The 20358-nt window shown below is 64.2% G+C and carries 21 protein-coding genes and 1 tRNA gene; 18 read left to right on the top strand and 4 right to left on the bottom strand.

The window, feature by feature from the left end; translation table 11 throughout:
• Window positions 1-185: 185 nt before the first annotated feature.
• The 12 genes from RUH75_RS07955 to glpX all read left to right on the top strand — a co-directional run bounded on the left by RUH75_RS07955 (window position 186) and on the right by glpX (window position 13261).
• The gene (locus tag RUH75_RS07955) at window positions 186-2321 is read left to right on the top strand and encodes a polysaccharide biosynthesis protein (RefSeq protein WP_313804092.1); all 2136 of its coding nucleotides are present in this window, start codon (window positions 186-188) and stop codon (window positions 2319-2321) included.
• A 16-nt stretch (window positions 2322-2337) separates the two neighbouring features.
• On the top strand, window positions 2338-3561 hold the full coding sequence (locus RUH75_RS07950) for a DegT/DnrJ/EryC1/StrS family aminotransferase (protein WP_313804089.1): 1224 nt from the start codon (window positions 2338-2340) through the stop codon (window positions 3559-3561).
• Between the two features lie 17 nt (window positions 3562-3578).
• Window positions 3579-4421: a sulfotransferase gene (locus RUH75_RS07945; protein WP_313804086.1), complete on the top strand. Its 843-nt coding sequence runs from the start codon at window positions 3579-3581 to the stop codon at window positions 4419-4421.
• 123 nt (window positions 4422-4544) lie between these two features.
• The gene (locus RUH75_RS07940) at window positions 4545-5120 is read left to right on the top strand and encodes a polysaccharide biosynthesis/export family protein (RefSeq protein WP_313804083.1); all 576 of its coding nucleotides are present in this window, start codon (window positions 4545-4547) and stop codon (window positions 5118-5120) included.
• Entirely contained in the window at window positions 5120-6355 is a 1236-nt protein-coding gene (locus RUH75_RS07935) for an outer membrane beta-barrel protein (RefSeq protein ID WP_313804197.1), read from the top strand. The genes RUH75_RS07940 and RUH75_RS07935 overlap by 1 nt, the downstream gene beginning before the upstream one ends.
• 111 nt (window positions 6356-6466) lie before the next feature.
• Entirely contained in the window at window positions 6467-7603 is a 1137-nt protein-coding gene (locus tag RUH75_RS07930; RefSeq protein WP_313804080.1) for a glycosyltransferase family 4 protein, read from the top strand.
• On the top strand, window positions 7600-8457 hold the full coding sequence (locus RUH75_RS07925) for a sulfotransferase domain-containing protein (protein ID WP_313804077.1): 858 nt from the start codon (window positions 7600-7602) through the stop codon (window positions 8455-8457). The genes RUH75_RS07930 and RUH75_RS07925 overlap by 4 nt, the downstream gene beginning before the upstream one ends.
• 1 nt (window position 8458) lies before the next feature.
• Window positions 8459-9595: a glycosyltransferase family 4 protein gene (locus tag RUH75_RS07920; protein ID WP_313804074.1), complete on the top strand. Its 1137-nt coding sequence runs from the start codon at window positions 8459-8461 to the stop codon at window positions 9593-9595.
• Window positions 9586-10302 (top strand): metallophosphoesterase, encoded by a 717-nt coding sequence (locus RUH75_RS07915; RefSeq protein ID WP_313804071.1) that lies wholly within the window; start codon window positions 9586-9588, stop codon window positions 10300-10302. Before RUH75_RS07920 ends, RUH75_RS07915 begins: the two co-directional genes overlap by 10 nt.
• Window positions 10299-11282 carry an ATP-grasp domain-containing protein gene (locus RUH75_RS07910; RefSeq protein ID WP_313804068.1) on the top strand — a complete coding sequence of 328 codons (984 nt, stop codon included), beginning with the start codon at window positions 10299-10301 and terminating at the stop codon, window positions 11280-11282. Before RUH75_RS07915 ends, RUH75_RS07910 begins: the two co-directional genes overlap by 4 nt.
• The gene (locus RUH75_RS07905; protein ID WP_313804065.1) at window positions 11279-12157 is read left to right on the top strand and encodes an NAD(P)-dependent oxidoreductase; all 879 of its coding nucleotides are present in this window, start codon (window positions 11279-11281) and stop codon (window positions 12155-12157) included. Before RUH75_RS07910 ends, RUH75_RS07905 begins: the two co-directional genes overlap by 4 nt.
• A 120-nt stretch (window positions 12158-12277) precedes the next feature.
• On the top strand, window positions 12278-13261 hold the full coding sequence (glpX, locus tag RUH75_RS07900; protein ID WP_313804062.1) for a class II fructose-bisphosphatase: 984 nt from the start codon (window positions 12278-12280) through the stop codon (window positions 13259-13261).
• Between the two features lie 98 nt (window positions 13262-13359).
• Here glpX and RUH75_RS07895 read toward each other — a convergent pair whose 3' ends face one another.
• Window positions 13360-13878 carry an outer membrane protein assembly factor BamE gene (locus RUH75_RS07895; protein ID WP_313804059.1) on the bottom strand — a complete coding sequence of 173 codons (519 nt, stop codon included), beginning with the start codon at window positions 13876-13878 and terminating at the stop codon, window positions 13360-13362.
• Window positions 13879-14018: 140 nt separating this feature from the next.
• On the opposite strand from RUH75_RS07895, the gene RUH75_RS07890 reads away from it, so the two are divergent.
• The 3 genes from RUH75_RS07890 to dinB all read left to right on the top strand — a co-directional run bounded on the left by RUH75_RS07890 (window position 14019) and on the right by dinB (window position 16200).
• Window positions 14019-14534 (top strand): ubiquinol-cytochrome C chaperone family protein, encoded by a 516-nt coding sequence (locus tag RUH75_RS07890; protein WP_313804056.1) that lies wholly within the window; start codon window positions 14019-14021, stop codon window positions 14532-14534.
• Window positions 14531-15055, top strand: coding sequence for a DUF177 domain-containing protein (locus RUH75_RS07885; RefSeq protein ID WP_313804053.1), 525 nt, complete (start codon window positions 14531-14533; stop codon window positions 15053-15055). The genes RUH75_RS07890 and RUH75_RS07885 overlap by 4 nt, the downstream gene beginning before the upstream one ends.
• A gap of 62 nt (window positions 15056-15117) precedes the next feature.
• Entirely contained in the window at window positions 15118-16200 is a 1083-nt protein-coding gene (gene dinB / locus RUH75_RS07880) for a DNA polymerase IV (protein WP_313804050.1), read from the top strand.
• Between the two features lie 4 nt (window positions 16201-16204).
• Here the strand turns inward: dinB and RUH75_RS07875 are convergent, their stop codons facing one another.
• On the bottom strand, window positions 16205-17002 hold the full coding sequence (locus RUH75_RS07875) for a DUF1134 domain-containing protein (protein WP_313804047.1): 798 nt from the start codon (window positions 17000-17002) through the stop codon (window positions 16205-16207).
• A 227-nt stretch (window positions 17003-17229) separates the two neighbouring features.
• Here RUH75_RS07875 and RUH75_RS07870 point away from each other — a divergent pair.
• From RUH75_RS07870 to RUH75_RS07860, 3 genes are all read left to right on the top strand, one after another.
• Window positions 17230-17321 (top strand) — tRNA-Ser (locus RUH75_RS07870).
• Window positions 17322-17905: 584 nt separating this feature from the next.
• On the top strand, window positions 17906-18694 hold the full coding sequence (locus RUH75_RS07865; protein ID WP_313804044.1) for a DUF6088 family protein: 789 nt from the start codon (window positions 17906-17908) through the stop codon (window positions 18692-18694).
• Complete coding sequence (locus RUH75_RS07860) at window positions 18691-19743, top strand: nucleotidyl transferase AbiEii/AbiGii toxin family protein (protein ID WP_313804041.1); 1053 nt, start codon at window positions 18691-18693, stop codon at window positions 19741-19743. Before RUH75_RS07865 ends, RUH75_RS07860 begins: the two co-directional genes overlap by 4 nt.
• A 165-nt stretch (window positions 19744-19908) precedes the next feature.
• Here RUH75_RS07860 and RUH75_RS07855 read toward each other — a convergent pair whose 3' ends face one another.
• Window positions 19909-20145 carry a helix-turn-helix domain-containing protein gene (locus tag RUH75_RS07855; protein ID WP_313804038.1) on the bottom strand — a complete coding sequence of 79 codons (237 nt, stop codon included), beginning with the start codon at window positions 20143-20145 and terminating at the stop codon, window positions 19909-19911.
• Window positions 20142-20357, bottom strand: coding sequence for a DUF2274 domain-containing protein (locus RUH75_RS07850; RefSeq protein WP_313804035.1), 216 nt, complete (start codon window positions 20355-20357; stop codon window positions 20142-20144). The genes RUH75_RS07855 and RUH75_RS07850 overlap by 4 nt, the downstream gene beginning before the upstream one ends.
• Window position 20358 lies beyond the last annotated feature (1 nt).

The raw sequence follows: 20358 nt of genomic DNA, 5'->3' as shown, positions 1-20358 counted from the left end.
GAGAGGTCATGCGCGCCGGCGGGACCGCGCGTGGGATAAAGGATAGTGTCCAGTAGACCGATTACCGGCAAGCGCCCGTTTCGATAGCCTTGGGAATACCGGCGGTTGCGGCCGGAACGTCAGGCAGTTCGTCACGGCCGCCTTCTTTCCCCGCAACCGGCGGCCCATGGATCGGAGATATCGGGATGCCGAACATCGCGCCAGTCGGGCAGGACGGGACGGAAACCGTTGCGGAAACGCCGCCCGCAACCACGCTCCTGCGACTGGATGCAGCCGTGCGCGCCTTCGCGGCGCGGGGCGCCACGCGCTTCTGGGCGATCAGGCTGGCCATCATCCTGATGCTGGACGCGCTCATCATATTCGGCAGTTTCATCCTGTCGCGCCTGATCCTGTCCGAACTGCACATGCCCGAGACGCTGTTCGATCCCTGGTTCACGGCCTTGTTCGTCGGCGTCAACATGGGCGTGTTGTTCGTCATCGGCACCTATCGCCAGAGCTGGCGCTTCCTGTCGATGGGGGACGCGCTGTCGCTGGCGGTCAGCCTGCTCGCGAGCGGCTGGCTCATCTGGATGATCACCGCCGGACTGATCGTGCCACAAAAGATGATGCGCGGAGTGATGACCATCTTCCTGACGGTCAATGTGCCGCTGACCGTCGCCGCGCTGCTGGCCGCGCGCGCTCTGCGCCGGGAGTTCTTCAGGCGTGTCCGCTCCGCCCGCCTGCGCCGGACGGTCCAGGCGCGCCGCCGCATATTGCTGCTGGGCGAGCTGGACTGGGCGCGGGTCATGGCGGACCTTGTGCCCACGGATGCCAGTTCGGGACTGGAGATCGTCGGCGTCATCTCCTTCGACGGGCATGAGCGGCGGCTGCATGTCGGCGGCCTGCCGATATTGGGATCGCCCGACATGCTGCCGCAGATCGTCGCGGACCTCGACCGCGTGGGCAGGCGCCCGGTCAGCCTGGTGGTGCAGGAAAGCAGCGAACGGCTCAACCGGCAGCAAATCCTACGCATCGCGAGCCTGGCCGAACAGGAAAATCTGGTCGTGTCGCGCTTCCGCAATCCCTGGACCAGCGCGCAGCCCCTGAACGGCGACCGCATGGCGATCGAGAAGATGCCGCTGGCGGAACTGCTCGGGCGGCCGGAGATCACCGTGCAGCACAGCTATCTGGAGCGCGTCGTCACCGGCGCGCGGATCATGGTCACGGGGGCAGGCGGCACGATCGGCGGGGAACTGGTGCGCCAGCTCGCTTATTATGCCCCGGCAGAGATCGTGCTGCTCGACCACAGCGAATATAATCTCTACGCCATCGGAATGGAGGCGCGGGAGAAATTCCCCCATGTCCGCTTCCACGCCGAGCTATGTTCGATCCGCCAGCGCCCCGCGCTGTGGCAGGTGTTCGAGCGGCGACGGCCGGAGATCGTCTTCCATGCCGCCGCCCTGAAACATGTACCGATGGTGGAAGCCAATCCCTGCGCCGGGGTGCACACCAATGTGCTGGGCACGCGCAATGTCGCGGATGCGGTCTGCGAGTTCGAGGCGCGGGCCATGATCCAGGTGTCCACCGACAAGGCGGTGAACCCCGTCGGCCTGATGGGCGCGACCAAGCGGCTGGGCGAACTCTATTGCCAGGCGCTCGACCTGATCGGCAGCTGCGATCCCGACAGCCCGCGCTTCCTGACCGTGCGCTTCGGCAATGTGCTGGGGTCCAGCGGCTCGCTGATCCCCCTGTTCCAGCATCAGCTCGCCACCGGCAAGCCGCTGACCGTTACCCATCCGGATATCGAACGCTTCTTCATGACGGTGCAGGAGGCGGTGCTGCTGATCCTCCAGAGCAGCGCCCGCGCGCTGGAGACGGATTCGGAACGCGGCACCATCTTCGTCCTCGACATGGGCGAACCGGTGAAGATCGTGGAAATCGCCCGCCGCGTCATCCGCATGGCGGGGCTGCGTCCCGAGATCGACGTGCCGATCAGGTTCATCGGCCTGCGTCCCGGCGAAAAACTGTTCGAGGAACTGTTCGACACCAGCGAGGACAAGATCGAGAGCGCCATTCCCGGCATTTTCGAGGCCATGCCCTCGCCGATTCCGCTGGAGATGCTGGTGGAGGGTTTTGGCCAGCTCGCCCGGCTGATCGCTGCGGGCGACGCGGATGAGCTGGTACGGCTGACCCATGAGATGGTCGCCGCGTCGGCCAGTTCGCGCTGGGCGGAGATATTGCGGCGGCTGGCGGAGGAAAGTTCCGACACGCTGCTCATGATACCGCGCCCGGCGGAAAGCCAGATCGCCTTGTCGTCCCATCTGCCGCGCGACGTCGCATAAGCTCCGGGGAGTGACCATGATCCAAGCCGCGCCTGCCCGAAACACCATCGAGTTGCGTCTCAGCCCGCTGGACAATCCCTCGCTCCGTTGGCCGCAGCATGAGGCGGACGAAATTGCCGCCGTCATGCATGTGCTGGAAAGCGGTCGGGTCAACTCCATGGTCCATGGTGAGCAGACCCGCCAGTTCGAGGCGGAGTTCGCGGCCTTCTGCGGCATGCCTCATGGCATTGCCGTCAGCAATGGCACGGTGGCGCTGGAACTGGCGTTGCGCGCGCTGGGCGTTGGATCGGGGGATGAGGTGATCCTGCCCTCCCGCAGCTTCTTCGCTAGCGCGGCCTGCATCGTCGCGGTGGGCGCGACGCCTGTCTTTGCCGACATCGATCCCGTCAGCAACGCCATCGACCCCGAATCTGCGCGCCGGATGCTGACCGGTCGCAGCCGCGCGATCCTGTGCGTGCATCTGGCAGGGTGGCCCTGCGACATGGATGCGCTCCGGGCGCTGGCCGACGAAAAGGGGCTATGGCTGGTCGAGGATTGCGCTCAGGCGCATGGCGCGACTTTCCATGGCCGCCCGGCCGGCAGCTTCGGCGATGCCGCCGCCTTCTCCTTCTGCACGGACAAGATCATGTCGACCGGGGGAGAAGGAGGGATGGTCCTGCTGCGCGAGGAAACCCATTGGAAGCGGGCCTGGGCCTATAAGGACCATGGCAAGAATCCGGACAAATTCTTCGCCCCCGTCCCGGCCAGCGGTTTCCGCTATCTGCACGACAGCTTCGGCAGCAATGGGCGGATGACCGAGATGCAGGCGGCGATCGGCCGGGCGCAACTTGCCAAGCTGCCGGCCTGGCTCGCCCGGCGCCGCAGCAATGCGGAGGTGTTGATGCGCCTGATGCGCGCCGATTCCGCAGTCGAAGTGCCGGAGATACCGGCCCATGTCGGCCATGCCTTCTACCGGCTCTACGTGACCATTGCCGCCGATCACCTGGGCAAGGCGGGGACCGCGCCGATCATCGACCGGATGGTCCGCATGGGCATGCCGGTGGGCAGCGGGTCCTGCGCCGACATGACGCGGGAAGCGGCTTTTACGGGCCTCAACGTGCGCCGCGACAGGGTGTTGCCCGTGGCGCAGGATCGGGGGCGCCGCAGCATCGCCTTTCCGGTCGACCATCTGCTGGACGAAGCCGACATGCGCCGCCTCGCCAACTGTCTGGAGATTGCGATGGCGGAGTTGGAATGCTGACGGAAAAGGACATGAGGATGAGCAACGACCGCCTGCCGCATTTCGTCATCATCGGCGCTGTCAAGGGCGCGACGACCTGGATCCACAACCAGCTTCAGGACAATCCGGCTATTTATCTACCCGCGCCGGAGCCGCATTTCTTCAGTCAGGATCATGACCTCGGCCTCGACCATTATCGCCGCTTTTTCGACGGCGCGCGACCCGATCAGATGCTGGGGGAAAAATCCGCCGATTATCTTGCCCATCCGGATGCCGCCATCCGCCTGGCCGCCGCGTTGCCGGACGCCCGGCTGGTGGTGCAACTGCGCAACCCGGTGGATCGCGCCTATTCGGATTACAAGATGCTGTTCCGGCGCGGCACCGTGACGGAGGGTCCGGAAGCCTATCTGGATGGACGCCCGAACGACCAGCCGCGATTTCTGGTGGACGGCCTCTACGCCAGGCATTTGCGCCGCTGGCTGGACCATTTCGATGCGGAACAGATCAAGGTCATCCTGTTCGAGGATGTCAAGGCCGCGCCCGAAGCCACCGTCGCGATCGTCAGCGACCATATCGGCGCGCCTTGCCATTATTCGGAGCAGGTGGGGTCCGATCCGCGCAATGACAGCGGGGAGCGTTTCCTGCCCTTGCCGGTGCGCACCGCGCTCGCCCCGTTGAAGGGGGCCGCCCGTCCGCTGCGCGGCAATCCGGTATTCGAAAGGGTGCGGGGCCTGTTCGCGCGCCAGATCGCCTATCCACCGCTGTCCGCCGCGCTGCGTCAGCGCATGGTCGATTATTATGCGCGGGATATTGCGGATCTGGAGGATCTGATCGGTCGCGATCTTGACCATTGGAAGCGCGGCCGACGACTGGCGGCATGACGGGCATCCCAAAAGCGTTGCTCCCCCCTCGTCCCTTTTTGCCCGGTCCCGACCCGTTATTGCCCGCCCCTGAATCAGCCAAAGGGCTTAAGCTTCCGCCCATCCAATCAAGAGGGGACGCAGATGCGCAACCGGCTTTATCCTGGTCTTTTCCTTGGCCTTTTTGTTCTGACGACGGCCTGCTCGGGTGGCCTTTCGGGCCTTGCCAGCCTGCCGCCAGCACCCACGGTCGCCTATCGTCTGGGCGCGGGCGACGAAGTGCGGGTGGCGATACCCGGCCTCAGCGCCACCGACCCAGGCAACAGCAGTTATGTCATCAACGATCGCGGCCAGATTTCCCTGCCTGTACTGGGGGATGTCGACGCGGGGGGCAAGACTGTCCCGGAACTACAGGCCAGCATCGCCGGGCAACTGGTGCAACGCCAGTTGCTCAACACGCCCACGGTCAGCGTCCAGCCGGTCAGGCTGCGCCCCTTCTATGTGCTGGGCGAGGTGAAGAGCCCCGGCGAATATCAATATCGCGCGGGCATGTCGGTACTCGCGGCGGTGTCGGTCGCGGGCGGCTACACCTTCCGTGCCGAACAGGGCAGCGTCGCCATCACGCGCATGGTCGATGGCCGTCAGGTGGTCGGCCGCGCAGGCGAACGTGACATGATCCAGCCCGGCGATACGGTGCGCATTTATGAGAAGTGGTTCTGATGCGCGGCATCGCTTCGGGCAGCGCGGCTGCCGCCCTTGCGCTCAGCCTGACCGTGCCACCCTCGGTCGCCAGCGCACAGGATCTGCAATCCCCGACCATGGCGCTGGATGCGCCCGAAGCGCTGTTCATACCCACCCCCCTGACGCTGGGCAGCGCAACGGTGGAGATCGGCGGCACGGCGCGGATCGAATATGACAGCAATATCTACGCCCAGGCCTTTGGCGAGAAGGATGATTTCCGCGCGGTCTTCCGGCCCTATGCCGAGATCAACCGGAAGGGCGGCGCCATCGAACTCAATGCCCGGGCGGAAGGCGATTTCCGCCGCTATTTCAAATATGACAGTGAAAATGCGGAGGGCGGCAAGGTCGGCGCCGGCCTTAACTGGACCCCGTCCGCTTCGGACAAGCTGGCGGCGGCGGCGAGCTGGCAGCATATCATAGAGGATCGCGGCGAGCCGGAAGGCAACACCGCGCCCTCGATCGGTCCGCGTGAACTGAACGCGCTGGAAGGGGACCTTGCCTATACCCATCAGGGCGCGCGCGTCGGCTTCATGGTGCGCGGCACGGCCGCGCGCTTCCGCTATACCAAGGCGATCGACGACAATCGCGACCTCGACAATATGGGGGGACTGGCGCGGGTGATGCTGCGGGTGTCGCCGCTGATGAACGCTTTTGTCGAAGGCTTCGCGTCGAAGCGCGATTTTCGCCGGGCGCCGCAATTGGGCGAGATCGACCGGGATTCGCGCACCTATGGCATGCGGACCGGCGTGGCGATCGATCCGGGCGGAACCATCAGGGGAGAGGCGGCGATCGGCGTCTACCGATTCGATCCCAGGGATTCACGGATCGAACCGCGCACCCGCCTGTCGGCGCAGGTCGGGCTGACCTATGCTCCCCGGCCGCGCACGGCGATCACGCTGGACGGTTTCATCGGCAATGTCGCCACATACCGCACCGGCGTGCAGTCGCGCGAGGACATGCGCTTTCGCCTGGGGGTCCAACAGGAAATCCGCCATAATCTGCGCGGTGAACTGGGCCTGGTCTATCGCCGCAGCAAATATTTCGGCACAGGCCTTACCGAGAAAATCTACGGCGTGACCGGCGAGCTGGAACATGCGCTCAACCGCCGGATCGCGCTGGCGGCCAATGCACGCTTTTCCAAGCGGAACAGCACCGATCCGCTGGATGATTATGATCGTACCCGCGTCGGGCTGGAACTGCGCATCCATTATTGATGCCAGCATCCAAAGAGGCAGCCTCCTAACCCCTTCGCGCAGTGGACTTGGACCGTCCCGGCAGGGACACTGACCGGCATAAACCCGCGATTATACAGGATTCCGCCCGCCATGCTGGTAAGAGCGTCCAGGCCGCCAAACGTCGCCTTCGTCCTTCCGGGGCTTGGCGCGGGTGGATCGGAGCATATTGTCAGCCTGCTCTGCAATCATTTCGCGGCGCGGGGCTGGATGGTCAGCCTGATCGCCTTCGAAGAACCATCCACGCCGGCCTATTATCCCAGTCACGATGATGTTCGGATCATCCGGCTGGGCATGAAGTCGCGCCGTCGCCCGGCGGCGACCGGCGCGCTGGCGATGCTAAGGCGGCTGAGGCTGCTGAAACGCACGCTGAAGGAGGTCCGGCCCGAACTGGTCGTCAGCTTCCTGACGCGCACCAACATCCTGTCGGTGCTGGCGGCCCGGTCGCTGGACATTCCCGTGATCGTATCGGAACGCAACAATCCCGCGCTCCAGAATGCAGGACCGGTCTGGAGCAGACTGCGGCGGATGACCTATCCCCAAGCCGTGGGCCTGATCACTATGACGCAGGGGGCGATGGACTGGTTCAGGGTGACGATGGACGTGAAGGGCTGGGTGATCCCCAACCCCGTGCCGCCTGCCATCACGGGCGCCGGGCACAGGCCCCAGGGCCGCACCATCGGCGCGGTCGGGCGGCTCGTGCCCCAAAAGGGCTTCGACCTGCTGCTGAATGCCTTCGCCCGCGTGGCGGAGCGCATTCCCGACTGGAACCTGGTGATCTGGGGTGACGGGCCGGAGCGCGCCGCGCTGGAACGTCAACGCGACCGCCTCGGCCTGACGGAGCGGATCAGCCTGCCCGGCGTGACCGAAAAGCCCGGCGAATGGATTCCCCGATCCGACCTTTTCGTGCTGTCGTCGCGCTTCGAAGGCTGGGGCATCGTCGTGGGAGAGGCGATGGGCGCGGGACTGCCGGTCATTTCCTTCGACTGCGAATGGGGTCCCGCCGAAATGATTGAGCATGGCAAAAGCGGCCTGCTGGTTCGCAATGGCGACGTTGCGATGCTGGGGGAAGCGATCGCCGCGCTCTGCGCCGATGATTCCCGGCGCGCCGCGCTGGGGAATGCCGCGCGGGAGCGGATGACGCTGTTCGGCCATGATCGGATACTCGCCCACTGGCACTCGGTCATCACCAGCGTTCTCGACCATCATCGCGTGAGGGCAGGATCATGAACATGATGTCGTTGAAGGGTTTTGCTCGGGCGATGCGGCGGCGGTTGCGGGACGAACCCCATCTGCGTCTTGCCGCCGCGCGGGCGGACGCCTTTCTGGTGTCCTATCCCAAGAGCGGCCGAACCTGGCTGCGCTACCTGCTCTCCTGCTATTTTGCCGAAAGCGCGCGGCTGGGCTTCGAACCCGATCTGACCAGCACTTTCCGCGTCCTGCCCAATTTCGATCGCGATCCGGTGCGCGGCATCGACGCCTTTGTAGGGCGAACCGGCGACGCGGCGTTGCCACTGATCCTGGTCAGCCATCTGCCCTATCGCGAGCGGCTGTTCCTCAACCGGCCGGTTCTGTTCCTGATCCGCGATCCGCGCGACGTGATCGTGTCGGCCTATTTCCATGCCACCCGGCACAAGAAGAGTTTTGCGGGCGACATGGCCGCCTTTCTGGACGAACCAAAATATGGGTTGGCGGCGCTGACCGGCTATCTGAACAGTTGGGCGGCGGGACTCGCCGGACGCCCCCATCACCTCATCAGCTATGAACATATGCTAGGCCAGCCGATGCCGACCATCGCCGGCATCCTCTCCTTCCTGGGCGTGAAAGCTGAGGGCGATGTGCTAGCCCGCGCCGTCGCCGCCGCGCAGTTCGACCGGATGCGCGACAAGGAACGCGATGGCGGCATTCCCGGCCATGATTATGATCGCCAGGACGATCAGAGCCTACGGATGCGCAGCGGCAAGGCGGGAACGTTCGGCCAGTGGATGAGCCCCGGCCAAGCGGATCTCGTGCTGGACCGGTGCCGGGCAGAGCTGTCGCCGCGCGCACTCACCTTGCTCGCCGCAACCGGCATCGATCTCTGACATGCGCATCTGTTCGATCATCACCAGCTTCACCTCGGGCGGCGCCGAAATGCTGGTCTGCAATCTGGCGGAAGCCTTTGCCGCAGCGGGCCACGGGGCGACCGTCATTGCATTGAGCGACGCGGCGCAGGTGGGCAACGCCCCCGACACCGAACAGGCGATGACGGCGCGCCTGCGACAGGGTGGCGCCAAGGCACTGTCGCTGGGCCTCGCCAATCGCAACAACTGGCTGAGCGGAGCGCGGGCGCTGCGCCGGGCGCTGCGATCGATCCGGCCGGACGTGATCCACGCCCATAGCGCCCGGGCGCTCTTTCCCCTTGCGCTCGCCAGCCCAGGCGTGCCGATCGTGCTGACCCATCATAACAGCCGCCTGTCCTTCCCCCCGGCGGCATTTGTCCTCTTCAACCGCATCGTCGATGGCTATGTCGCGATCAGCGATCAGTGCGAGGCGCTGCTGCGCAACCATGCCCAAAGGCCTGTCCGCATGATCCTGAATGCAGCCAGCACCCGATTTCTGGCGGGGCAGCCACGCTCCGCAGTGGCGCGCGATCCGATGATACTGGCCGTGGGCACGGTGTCGGAGCAGAAGGATTATCCCACCCTGCTTCGCGCTGCCCGCCCCTTGACCGATGCACTGGCCGCGCGCGGCCGCGCCGCCCGCCTCTGCATCGCGGGCGGGGGGCCTCAGTTCGACCAGCTCCGCACCTTGGCCGCAAACGCGCCCGTCGAGTTGCTGGGTGCGCGCCATGATGTCGATGCGCTGATGCGGCAGGCCGATCTGTTCGTGAATTGCTCGCTGTGGGAGGGCTTTCCCATCGCGATGATCGAAGCGGCGATGAGCGGCCTGCCGATCGTCGCAACGGCGGTGGCGGGCAATCGCGAAATGGTCACGCCCGGCATCAACGGCCGTCTCGTGCCCCCCTCCGATCCCGCCGCGCTGGCGCAGGCGATCGTGGAGACGCTCAGCGACGACGCGCATTATGCCATGCTGTCACAGGGTGCCCTGCGCGCGGCGCGGCGCTTTTCCATCGAAAGCTGCGCCGCTGCGCATCTCAGTCTCTATCAGGAGCTGATGACCGATGGCCCGGCGCGCTTTCCTGCACCCTCTCCATTTCGGCCGGTTTCGCCATGCGAATAGCGGTTCTGACCGATATCCATGCCTCCAGCGACCCGCTGCAACTGGCCCTCACCGCCGCCCGGCGGGAGGGGTTCGACCAGATGCTGATTCTGGGCGACCTGCTGACCTATGGCGTTCAACCGCTGGAGACGCTGGAACTGGTGCAGGGAGCAGCGGCGCGGGACGGCGCGATCCTGATCAGCGGCAATCATGACCTGCTCTATCAGGGATCGCCTAGGGCGGAAGCCTATCGCGCGGGCCTGCCCGACTGGCTGCGCGAAAGCGTCGATTGGACCGCCGCCCATATTCCGCCCGGCGGCATGACCACGTTCGACTGGCAGGAAAGCTGGTCGCAGGGGCCGCTGTTCGCCGCCCATGCCAATCCGTTCGACTTTGGCGACTGGCGCTATATCCGCTCGGCGCAGGAGGCGGAGGACGCCGCCGCCATGGTGGCGGCGCGCGGCTTCATCTATGGACTGTTCGGCCATGTTCACCGGCATCGCCGCTTTGACTGCGCGGCGGCCACGATCTTCACCCTCGCCTCGCTTGGTCAGTCCCGTGACGATCAGGACCCGACACCGAAATGGGCGATGATCGAAATCAGAGGAGATCTTGTGACCATGGAAACCCGCGACATCGATTTCGATCCGGAGGACCAGATGCAAGCCATCCGCGCCACCACCCTGTCCGCTGCGACGCAGGAGCGGCTCTGCCGGTTTTTTTCATGAAGATCCTCGTCACCGGCGCCGGCGCTGTCCTGGGACAGGGCATCATCAAGTCACTGCGGCAGTCGACGCTGGACTGCCGGGTGATCGCGGCCGATCCCAACCCGCTCTCCCCCGGTCTTTATTGGGCGGACGGCGCCTATCGCCTGCCCCTTGCCAACGACCCGGCGTTCGGGGACCGCATCCATCAATTGCTGGACCGCGAGCGGCCCGATGCCGTGCTGGTGGGAACGGATGTGGAGCTATCCTATTTCGCAGCCGAGCGGCACCGGCTGGAGGCGCTGTTCGATACGCATGTGCTGGTCAGCGATCCGCGCGTCGTCGCCATTGCCGACGACAAGCTGGAAACGGCGCGCTTCTTTGAACGCGCAGGCTTGCCCCATCCCGCATCGGCCGCTGCGGAGGATGAGGAAGCGGTCGAGGCGCTGATCGCCGCGGTCGGCTTTCCGCTGGTGGTGAAGCCCCGGATCGGCGCCCGCTCGGTCGGCGTGTCGCTCGTCCAGGACCGGGCTGAGCTGGCGCTGGCGCGGAAGGGGCGCGGCGGACTGGTCATTCAGCAATGCGTCGGCGACCCCGATTGCGAGTTCACCGCCAGCACGCTTGTTTTCGATGGCGAAGTGCAGGCGTCGATCGTGATGCGACGCGACCTGCGCGACGGCAACACCTATCGCGCCTATACCGGCGACTATCCCGAACTGAACGCGCAGGTGCGCCTGCTCGGCCGAGCGCTGCGACCTCATGGCCCGGCCAATTTCCAGTTCCGCACCGATGCCGGCGGAACTCCGCGCGTGTTCGAGATCAATGCGCGCTTTTCCGGCACGACGCCGTTGCGCGCCATGGCGGGCTTCAATGAGGTGGAGATGTGTGTGCGCAAGCTGCTCCATGACACGCCGATCGTGCAGCCGCCGGTGCGATCCGGAGTGATCCTGCGCTATCTGGACGAAATGTTCGTGCCGCAGGAGCGCATCGACACGGTGCGATGAGCGCCCCCATCCCCCTGCTCGCGCTGACTGGCGGTTCGGGCTTTGTCGGCCGTCATTTCGCGGCGGCCGCGCGCCGAAGCGGCTGGCGCATCCGCCATCTCGCGCGCCGCTGCCCAGTCGAGGCCGATCCGGAGGATGAATGGGCCTTTCTCGATCTGGCGGCCGTCGCAACGACGGAACTGACAGGTTGCGCGGCGCTGGTCCACCTGGCTGCGCATATCCCCTCCGATCATCGCGACCCGTCTGAAGCAGAGCACTGCTGGCGGATCAACGCGCTCGGCACGCTTCATCTGGTCGATGCCGCGATCCACGCTGGCGTCGGCCGCATCCTGCAGGCCAGCAGCGCCAATGCCTATGCGCGGACAGCCGGACCGCCGGATGAGGCAACACTGCTCTTCCCACGCAGCAGGGGCTATTATCTGGGATCGAAGGTCGGCCAGGAAATCTACGCGGCGGAGCGCTGCCGCGGGGAGAATATGTTGCTCCAGACCATGCGGCTGGCTTCGGTTTATGGCCCGGGGCAGAGGAGCGGCGCGCTGGGCCTGATGGCCAGAGCCGCAGCCGGCGGAGGGCCTATCCGCGTCCAGGGCAGCGGCGCGTTCGGATCGGACCTCGTCCATGTCGATGATGTGGCGCGGGCGATGCTGCTGTTGCTTGTCAGCGACCAGGAAGGCCCCTTCAACGTCGGTAGCGGCGTTCGCACGACCATCGCTGAACTCGCGCAACTGCTGGCGCGGCGGACCGGGGCACCGATCGTCCATGAGGAGGAAATGACAAGGGAGGACTGGGGCTTTCCGGCCCTCAACATCGATCGGCTGCGGGTCCTGGGCTATCGCCCCACATTTCTGTCGGAAGGCCTGGCGACGGTGCTCTAGGATTGCTGGCGGACGGCAAAGCGCCCTTCCATTGCTTCTCCCCTGCGAAAAGCGCACCCTCGACAATGTTCGAACGACATCCTATCGCGCTCCGAAAATACCGGCAGAAGAGGAATCAACATGGTGCAGGCAAGCTCGATACTCGATCGCGTGCTGGTGCTGGAAATGGTGCGCGTGACTGAAGCCGCCGCCATCGCCGCATCGAAGCTGATCGGCCGCGGCGATGAAAAGGCCGCCGATGCCGCCGCCGTCGAAGCGATGCGCCTGGCCTTCAACGACCTCTATATGGACGGCACGGTCGTCATCGGCGAAGGCGAACGCGACGAGGCGCCGATGCTTTATATCGGCGAGAAGGTCGGCAATGCGATCGGCACCGGACCGAAGATCGACATCGCGCTCGACCCGCTGGAGGGCACCACCATCACCGCCAAGGCCGGGCCCAATGCGCTGGCCGTACTCGCCATTTCGGAAGAAGGCGGCCTGCTCAATGCGCCCGACGTCTATATGGAAAAGCTGGCGGTCGGCCCCGGCCTGCCCGATGGCATCATCGACCTCAACAGGACGGTGCAGGAGAATGTCGAGGCCGTCGCCAATGCCAAGGGCGTCGACCCGCATGAAATCATCGTCTGCGTGCTTGATCGCCCGCGCCATGAAAAGCTGATCGCGGAACTGCGCGCCATTGGCTGCGGCATCATGCTGATCCCCGACGGCGACGTGGCGGGCGTGATCGCGACCACCAATCCCGAAACCAATATCGACATGTATATGGGATCGGGCGGCGCGCCGGAGGGCGTTCTGGCCTGCGCCGCGCTGCGCTGCGTGGGTGGGCAGTTCAAGGGCAAGCTGTTGTTCCGCAACGATGACGAGCGCGCCCGCGCCCGCAAATGGGGCATCACCGATCTCGACAAGGTCTATGACCTGAAGGAACTGGCCAAAGGCGACTGCATCTTCGCGGCGACCGGCGTGACCGACGGCTCCCTGCTTGGCGGAGTCAAGCGGCTGCCCGGCGGCAAGCTCACCACCGACAGCGTGGTGATGCGCGCCAGCACCGGCACCGTGCGCTGGGTGAAGGGCGAACATCGGCTCGACCGCAAGCCGGTCTGATCCACCGGCACAGGCCATACAAAAAAGGGGACTCGGGCGAGTCCCCTTTTGCCGTGTTTTCCGCGTCAACAGGCGTTTCCGCCTGCTTGGAAAAGGTTCTAACTTCCGTTCGGGCCACCGCCGCCAGTGTTGCTGCCGCCGCCACCGCCACCCATGCCGCCGGCGCCGACTGCTCCGATATTGCCGAAAATCTCGTCGAACAGGCTGCGATGACGGCCCAATGTCGGCGTCTTGTCCCCGGTGGGGGAGATTTTTGCGACCTGCTCCAACCCCATGCGGTCCACGGCCACGACATTGCCTGCCGCGTCGAAACGCACATGCAGGACGGTCTGCGATACCGGCTTGGGATTCGAAAAGGCCAGCGCCCGCATGTCGCGCGACACATAATACCAGTCCTGATCGCCGAACTGCGCGACGAAGCTCGGCCGGCCCAGCGTGCCTTCCACCGATGCGCGATTGTCGATGCCCGGCTGCACCGAATCGACCAGAAGCTTGTCGACCTGATAGCCCTGATGGGTGCGGATGCGGGTGCAGCCCGACGCGCCGATAAGCAGCGCGCAAAGGCCTGCGCCAAGCAAAATCCGCCCGCTGCGGGATTGGCGGCTGAACTGGCGCATGAACTTCTCCTGCGGGGGCGACCCCGGACCTTGCCGAAAAACAAAGCCGCCATTGCATCGGGCGGCTGGGCGATCAATATGGAAATGCGCGAGCCTCGGCAAGAGGCCGCTATTCGGTTCAGCCAGGAAACAGTCTCGTCATGCCCAGCATCTTCCAGCGTCTGTTCGCGCAAAGCGATCCCAGGGACGCGATGCGCCCTCTTTATCATGTCGTCGTCGCGGAGGGGCGTCAGCCCCATTGGTATGTCGAAGGGCAAGTGCCGGACACGATCGACGGGCGGTTCGACATGATCGTCGCCATTCTCGCGCAGGTGCTGATGCGGCTGGAGGCGTTGGGCGGGCTCCAGGAAAGTGTCTGGCTGACCGAGCTGTTCGTCGACGACATGGACGGTCAGCTGCGGCAGGAAGGGATTGGCGATGTCGTCGTCGGCAAGCATATCGGCCGCATGGTAAGCGCACTGGGGGGACGCCTGACCGCCTATCGGGCGGCGTTCTCGGGTGAAACAAGGCTGGATGACGCGATTGCGCGCAATCTCTATCGCGGTCGGGCGCCGTCCGCCGATGCCTTGGCCCATGTCGAATCGCATCTGCGCGCGCGCTGGGTCCGGCTTGGCTGCCTCAGCCGCGATGCCCTGCTGGCGGGAGATCTGGGATGAACGCCGCTCCTGAATTTTCGCGGCCCGTCCGGATTGATCAGCTCGCCCGCCATGCGCAACCGTTGACGATCACCGCCGACGCCGCCGAACGCGAAGCCCTCGCCAGGCGCTTTCACCTGCTGGCACTCGACCGGCTGGAGGCGGACTATGCGTTGAGCGAGGAAAATGGCGCGATCTTCGCCCGCGGGCATGCGCGCGCCGCGCTGGCGCAGCCCTGCGTCGCGACCGGCGTGGCGGTGCCGGAGACGATTGACACCGACTTCCTCCTTCGCTTCGTCAAGGAAGGCACGGACCTGCCCGAAGGCGACGAGCTGGAACTGGATGCGGAGGATTGCGACACCATCGGCTTTGATGGGCTGGTGATCGACATCGGGGAAGCCGTCGCCGAGACGGTGGCGCTCGCCATGACGCCCTATCCGCGCTCGCCGGAGGCTGACGGCTATTTGCGGGAGGCCGGCGTGCTGAGCGAGGAGCAGGCCAGTCCCTTTGCCGCGCTGCTGTCCTTGAAGGACAAGAAATAAGGCTGGGCGGCTGGCCGTCCGGCGTTTCCCTTTCGTTCCACCCTATGGCATAAGCGCTGGCCATGGAAACCCCGCCGCGCAAGATCATCCATATCGACATGGATGCCTTTTATGCGTCGGTCGAGCAGCGTGACGATCCGTCGCTAAGGGGCAAGGCGATTGCCGTGGGCGGCGGCGGTCCGCGCGGCGTCGTCGCCACCGCCAGCTATGAAGCCCGCAAATATGGCGTCCGTTCCGCCATGCCGGGCGCCAGGGCGCGTCGACTCTGTCCCGACCTGCTGTTCGTCCGCCCCCGCTTCGAGGTCTATCGCGCGGTATCGGCCCAGATACGCGAGATTTTTGCCCGCTTCACCGACATCGTCCAGCCGCTTTCGCTGGACGAAGCCTATCTCGATGTCACGCTGAACAAGCCGGGCCTTGCTTCGGCCACCCGCATAGCGGAGGAAATCCGCCGCCTGATCCGGGAGGAAACCGGCCTCACTGCCTCAGCGGGGGTATCCTACAACAAGCTGATCGCCAAGCTTGCATCCGACCAGAACAAGCCCGACGGCATCTGCGTCGTCCGGCCGGAGGAAGGCCCGGCCTTCATCGCGGCCATGCCGGTGCGCCGCATCCATGGCATCGGGCCCGTCACGGCGAAGCGAATGCAGGCACTGGGCATCGAAACCGGCGTGGACTTGAGGGCGCGGGACCTTGCCTTTCTCCAGCATCATTTCGGTAGCGCCGCCCATTTCTACTATCGCGCCTCGCGGGGGGAGGACGACCGCCCCGTGCATGAACGGCAGGAACGCAAATCGGTCAGCGTGGAGGATACGTTCTTCGACGACCTGATGACGGAAGAGGCGCTCATTACGGAGATCGACCGGATTGCGGTCAATCTTTGGGGCCGGATCGAAAAGAGCGGCGCCTATGGGCGTACGGTCGTACTCAAGGTCAAATTCGCGGATTTCCGGATCATCACCCGGTCGAAAAGCTTCGCCGCCCCGGTGCGGTCGCCCGATCTGCTGGCGGAGACGGGACGGGCACTGTTGCGCGCGCAACTACCGCTGCGCATGAGCGCGCGGCTATTGGGTCTGGGCATCCACAATCTCGACCATGAGGAGCCGGACGGAGAGGCCAGCGAACAGCTCAGCCTCTCGCTGTGATCGTTCAGAAAGGCAGCCAGTTCCGCTTTTCGGTGAACTTCATGTAACCGGCATTGATGCCGAGCCGATAGCCGACGCCCAGCCTGATCGGAATCAGCACCACGCTGCCCCAGCGCAGATAGCTCGCGGTGAAGCCACCCACCAGATAGGCTGTGCCCTCGGCCGCAGGAAAGCGGTGATACAGATCCTGCGTATCGTAGAGATTATAGACCAGCACGAAGGTATTGGCCGCGTTGCCGCCCACGTCGAAGCCGATGGACGGGCCGGTCCAGTACACTTCGCGCTTGCCCTCGACCTTGTGATTGAGCGTGCCCGACCCATAGCGCAGGCCGACGACGAACGCGCCCGACGCTTCACGCCCGGCAATATAGGCATTGGGGCGGCCCTGATCCTTCAGGATCTTCTCGATCATGCCGGCCAGGCCTTCCGCGCCCTTGCCGAACACGCCCTCGGCCGCGCCGATCAGATCGTCCTGCTGATAGGAATCGCCGGGAGGCAGCGCCGCCGGGGGAGAGTTGGCGGTCACCGGCGCGCCGGTTGCCGTTGCGCCCGAGCTGACCGGCGGGTCGTAGGCCGCGCCCGCGTCGGCGGGGACGCTGCTCCCTTGCTGGACGCCGGGATCGCTGGGCGCGCTGTTCTGCTGCGGCACCGGCGCCAGGTCGGAATCAATGGCGCTGTTGGGATCGACCGTGCGTACCTGCGCCTGCGCGGCAACCGGCGCCAGCGTCATGCCGGCCAGCGCGGCCACCAGAGCGCCTGCCCGCGCCGCGCGGCCTGATACCCGCCCCAAAATCCCGATCATGCCCGCTACTCCCCAAAAGGCCCGCACTTCAATCATCCCTCTGATTATCGGGGATCAAGCTGAAACGACAATGAACGAACGGCGACCCGAGTCGATTCCACGCCAGTCCGAATCCCTTTTTCGGAATTGGGGTCATTTTTCGTGATCAAGAACCGTTGCCATGGGCGAAAGCCATCGCTATAGGCCGACACCTAGCCACTGCTCACCTCCGGTGGGCAAATTCGTGCGGAGACGTGGGTGAGTGGCTGAAACCAGCGGTTTGCTAAACCGTCGTAGCCTTAAGGGGCTACCGAGGGTTCGAATCCCTCCGTCTCCGCCATTTTTCTATTTTGATGGCTTTCATTTCCCTGCTCCCGAAAGCGGGGCGGGGCGCGCGATCAGTTCCCCAAGCGCGACCGCCGGGACAATTTCCCCTCGTATCTCACCTGCGGCACCCTGTCGTCCGTTTCGCATGCCGAACGATATATTGCAGCGACGAACGCTGATGTTACGTTCCGCGCAAAAGAGAAGGAGAGGGTCGTGACTAGCTTGGTCAAACGGACATTTCGTGCGTTCACTCGCCGTCGCCATATTCGCCAACGGCTTGAGCAAATCAGGCATGAAAGAGGCGCTTCGAGCGCCAGCGCGTTTACCGTGACCATGTGAGGCAGGCGTTACCCCTTGCCGCGTATGCACACTTTCCTGTATCGCACTCGCTGCAATCCGGGTCATATTTTCGCGGGAATCTGAGGCTTCACGACCTCAGAGGAAATGGTGCCAGAAGAGGACTCGAAAACGGTCCTCTATACCGCAGAAAACTGCCATTTCTGGAGAGCCATTACGAGGCGATACCCTTACCGATACCCTGGGACTTTTTTGCTGGGAAGGTTCGAGTCCCAAAGGCTCCGGATCGCTGCCCTTGCGTTGCCGATTCGGGATGCGATCGAGCGCCTTTTTCGCGAAGCCGTGATTGAAGCGGGCATCACTCTTTGTCCGAAATATGACAACAGATTTCGGACAGATGGACTTGCACATTGTCTGAAAAACATGTACAAATTTCGGACAATGAATGACACTTCAGACCTGAAGAGCCGCATCCTCAAGCGGATTGGTACGTCGCGCAGCGTATGGACGGCGGCGGACTTTCTCGACTTGGCTACCCGTGACGCGGTTGACAAGGCTCTCCAGCGCCTTGTTTCGGCCGGTACACTCCGCCGCATCGACAGAGGGCTTTACGACAAGCCGAACTCCAACAGCATCACCAAGGCACTCAATCCCCCGGATCCCCGTCAGGTGATCGAGGCGATCGCCCGCCGCGATCAGATTCGTGTCCTGGTCGATGGCATGACTGCCGCCAATGACCTCGGCCTAACCAACGCAGTCCCCGCCAAGATCATCGTCCATACCGATTCACGGCTGAAGACTGTTCATCTCGGTAACCTCGCCATCAGTTTCCGGCCCGCGGCCGCCAGCAAGCTCTTTTGGGCCGGCCGTCCAGCTATGCGTGTGGTCCAAGCACTCCACTGGCTGCGCGACGCCATGGCTGATGCCGACGAGAACCAGGCTATTCGCCTTAGGCTCCGCCAGCTTCTCTGGAGCGATCTGGACGGGCCCCGGCTACGCAAGGACCTAAGCGACGGCATGTCGGCACTGCCAGCCTGGATGCAGGGCTATCTGAGAACCATCCTCACCGCCGAGCCCAAAGCCGCATGAATCCAAATTATGATGCGATCCTGTCCGCAGATCAGGACACCCGCGCGGGTCTTTTCACCGCGACCGCGCAGCGCCTTGGCACCACGCCGCAGAATGCCGAGAAAGACTTCTGGGTCTGCTGGACGCTCGATGCACTCTTCAACGGGCTTCCCGACGGTCCAAGATTGCTGTTCAAGGGCGGAACCTCCCTGTCCAAGGGATTCGGCCTCATTCGCCGGTTCTCCGAGGACATCGACGTCACCGTCTTTCGTGACGATCTCGGTGAAGCCGCGAGCATCGAGGAACTGCAGGCCCTGAGCCGCAAAAAGCGCGACGCCACGCTCGATGCGATCAAGGCAGCGTGCGAAGCCTATATCAATGGGCCGCTTCTGAAGCAGCTATCCTCGATCGCCGCAGCGACTGCCGAGCGGACGGGGCTGCCCGCTGGCCGGCTCCGGGTCACACCGCATGACGGAGACAGCCAGACGCTGCTGGTCGTTTATCCAACCGCGACAGCTGCCGATGGCTATATCGACAAGGCGGTGAAGATTGAGTCCGGCGCCAAATCCGCGCTGGATCCCAACGCGGTCCATTCCATTCGTCCCTATGTCGACGACGACGCCCCTGAGCTCGACCTGACCGTGCCGAACGTCACGATCGTCGATGCCGAGCGGACCTTCTGGGACAAGGTTGTAATTCTGCATGGGCTGCGCCGCTGGTTCGATATCCGCGGTGAACTGCGCGGCGGCGGGCACCGGGTGTCGCGCCATTACTACGACATTCACATGCTCTTGGCATCCGAGATAGGCGGGAAGGCGTTATCAAATCTTGCCCTCGGCACCGACTGCGTTGCCCACGCGCGCATGTTCTTCAATCGGCCGGACTTCGACTTGGCATCTGCGCAGACACCTGACTTTGCATTGTGTCCCGAAGGAGCGATGTATGATGACCTACGGCGCGACTATGGAGCGATGAGCGCCATGATTTTTGGCGATGCGCCCGATTTTGACGCGGTGATCGAAAGCGTCGCAGCACTCCAGTCGAGATTGAATGCGATACTCACGAAGTAAGCAGAGATGTCGACCGATAGCCGTACCCATCGATAGAAGGGCGCACTGAATACATTCCTTCAAGGGATGCGCTCCCGCTATACCAATGGTATATTCCCAAGATAATTTCCAATGTTTTGGGCGATGTCCGATATGCAGTGAAGCTGCCGGGCCCTGCATTACCAATCAGCCTCTCATGAGCCTTCGCAAGCAACGATAGGGGATGAAAGTCGACCGGCCGATCTTGACCGTCTCGATCTCGCCCAACTTGATCAGCTCATAGAGCATAGTGCGGGGAATACCCGTGAGTTTTACCGCAGTCGCGACACGCACGCTGATCGGTTCCGTAGGCAGGGTCTGCAATTCCTCCAGAGCGGTCGCCTTTTCGCAAGAGCGCTCTTCCGGTGTCTTGCGGCGCGTCATGGCTTGCTCCGGCTGCGGACAAACGCGCGGTCGCTTTCGAGGAAGGTGGCAAGCATGGCAGGGATCAATTCGGCGACCGGCTCGTCGCGTCCGTAGGTCGTGGTGTAGAGCGCGGCATAGTCGGTCAGCGCCTGGTGCAGATCCGGCATCACGGAGATGCTGAGCTTGATCGGCGTGCGATCGGGCAGCTGCGGGAGTTTGAGTTCCGCCATG

The organism is Sphingobium sp., from assembly GCF_032153725.1.
Classification (GTDB): Bacteria; Pseudomonadota; Alphaproteobacteria; order Sphingomonadales; family Sphingomonadaceae; genus Sphingobium.
The sequence above is the reverse complement of the archived record's forward strand: the minus strand, read 5'-3'. Positions and strand labels throughout refer to the sequence as shown.

Excerpts from the sequence above, each read along its gene's own strand:
- RUH75_RS07955 (WP_313804092.1), top strand. The coding sequence starts at position 186 with ATGCCGAACATCGCGCCAGTCGGGCAGGACGGGACGGAAACCGTTGCG.
- RUH75_RS07950 (WP_313804089.1), top strand. The coding sequence starts at position 2,338 with ATGATCCAAGCCGCGCCTGCCCGAAACACCATCGAGTTGCGTCTCAGC.
- RUH75_RS07945 (WP_313804086.1), top strand. The coding sequence starts at position 3,579 with ATGAGCAACGACCGCCTGCCGCATTTCGTCATCATCGGCGCTGTCAAG.
- RUH75_RS07940 (WP_313804083.1), top strand. The coding sequence starts at position 4,545 with ATGCGCAACCGGCTTTATCCTGGTCTTTTCCTTGGCCTTTTTGTTCTG.
- RUH75_RS07935 (WP_313804197.1), top strand. The coding sequence starts at position 5,120 with ATGCGCGGCATCGCTTCGGGCAGCGCGGCTGCCGCCCTTGCGCTCAGC.
- RUH75_RS07930 (WP_313804080.1), top strand. The coding sequence starts at position 6,467 with ATGCTGGTAAGAGCGTCCAGGCCGCCAAACGTCGCCTTCGTCCTTCCG.
- RUH75_RS07925 (WP_313804077.1), top strand. The coding sequence starts at position 7,600 with ATGAACATGATGTCGTTGAAGGGTTTTGCTCGGGCGATGCGGCGGCGG.
- RUH75_RS07920 (WP_313804074.1), top strand. The coding sequence starts at position 8,459 with ATGCGCATCTGTTCGATCATCACCAGCTTCACCTCGGGCGGCGCCGAA.
- RUH75_RS07915 (WP_313804071.1), top strand. The coding sequence starts at position 9,586 with ATGCGAATAGCGGTTCTGACCGATATCCATGCCTCCAGCGACCCGCTG.
- RUH75_RS07910 (WP_313804068.1), top strand. The coding sequence starts at position 10,299 with ATGAAGATCCTCGTCACCGGCGCCGGCGCTGTCCTGGGACAGGGCATC.
- RUH75_RS07905 (WP_313804065.1), top strand. The coding sequence starts at position 11,279 with ATGAGCGCCCCCATCCCCCTGCTCGCGCTGACTGGCGGTTCGGGCTTT.
- glpX (WP_313804062.1), top strand. The coding sequence starts at position 12,278 with ATGGTGCAGGCAAGCTCGATACTCGATCGCGTGCTGGTGCTGGAAATG.
- RUH75_RS07895 (WP_313804059.1), bottom strand. The coding sequence starts at position 13,878 with ATGCGCCAGTTCAGCCGCCAATCCCGCAGCGGGCGGATTTTGCTTGGC.
- RUH75_RS07890 (WP_313804056.1), top strand. The coding sequence starts at position 14,019 with ATGCCCAGCATCTTCCAGCGTCTGTTCGCGCAAAGCGATCCCAGGGAC.
- RUH75_RS07885 (WP_313804053.1), top strand. The coding sequence starts at position 14,531 with ATGAACGCCGCTCCTGAATTTTCGCGGCCCGTCCGGATTGATCAGCTC.
- dinB (WP_313804050.1), top strand. The coding sequence starts at position 15,118 with ATGGAAACCCCGCCGCGCAAGATCATCCATATCGACATGGATGCCTTT.
- RUH75_RS07875 (WP_313804047.1), bottom strand. The coding sequence starts at position 17,002 with ATGATCGGGATTTTGGGGCGGGTATCAGGCCGCGCGGCGCGGGCAGGC.
- RUH75_RS07860 (WP_313804041.1), top strand. The coding sequence starts at position 18,691 with ATGAATCCAAATTATGATGCGATCCTGTCCGCAGATCAGGACACCCGC.
- RUH75_RS07855 (WP_313804038.1), bottom strand. The coding sequence starts at position 20,145 with ATGACGCGCCGCAAGACACCGGAAGAGCGCTCTTGCGAAAAGGCGACC.
- RUH75_RS07850 (WP_313804035.1), bottom strand. The coding sequence starts at position 20,357 with ATGGCGGAACTCAAACTCCCGCAGCTGCCCGATCGCACGCCGATCAAG.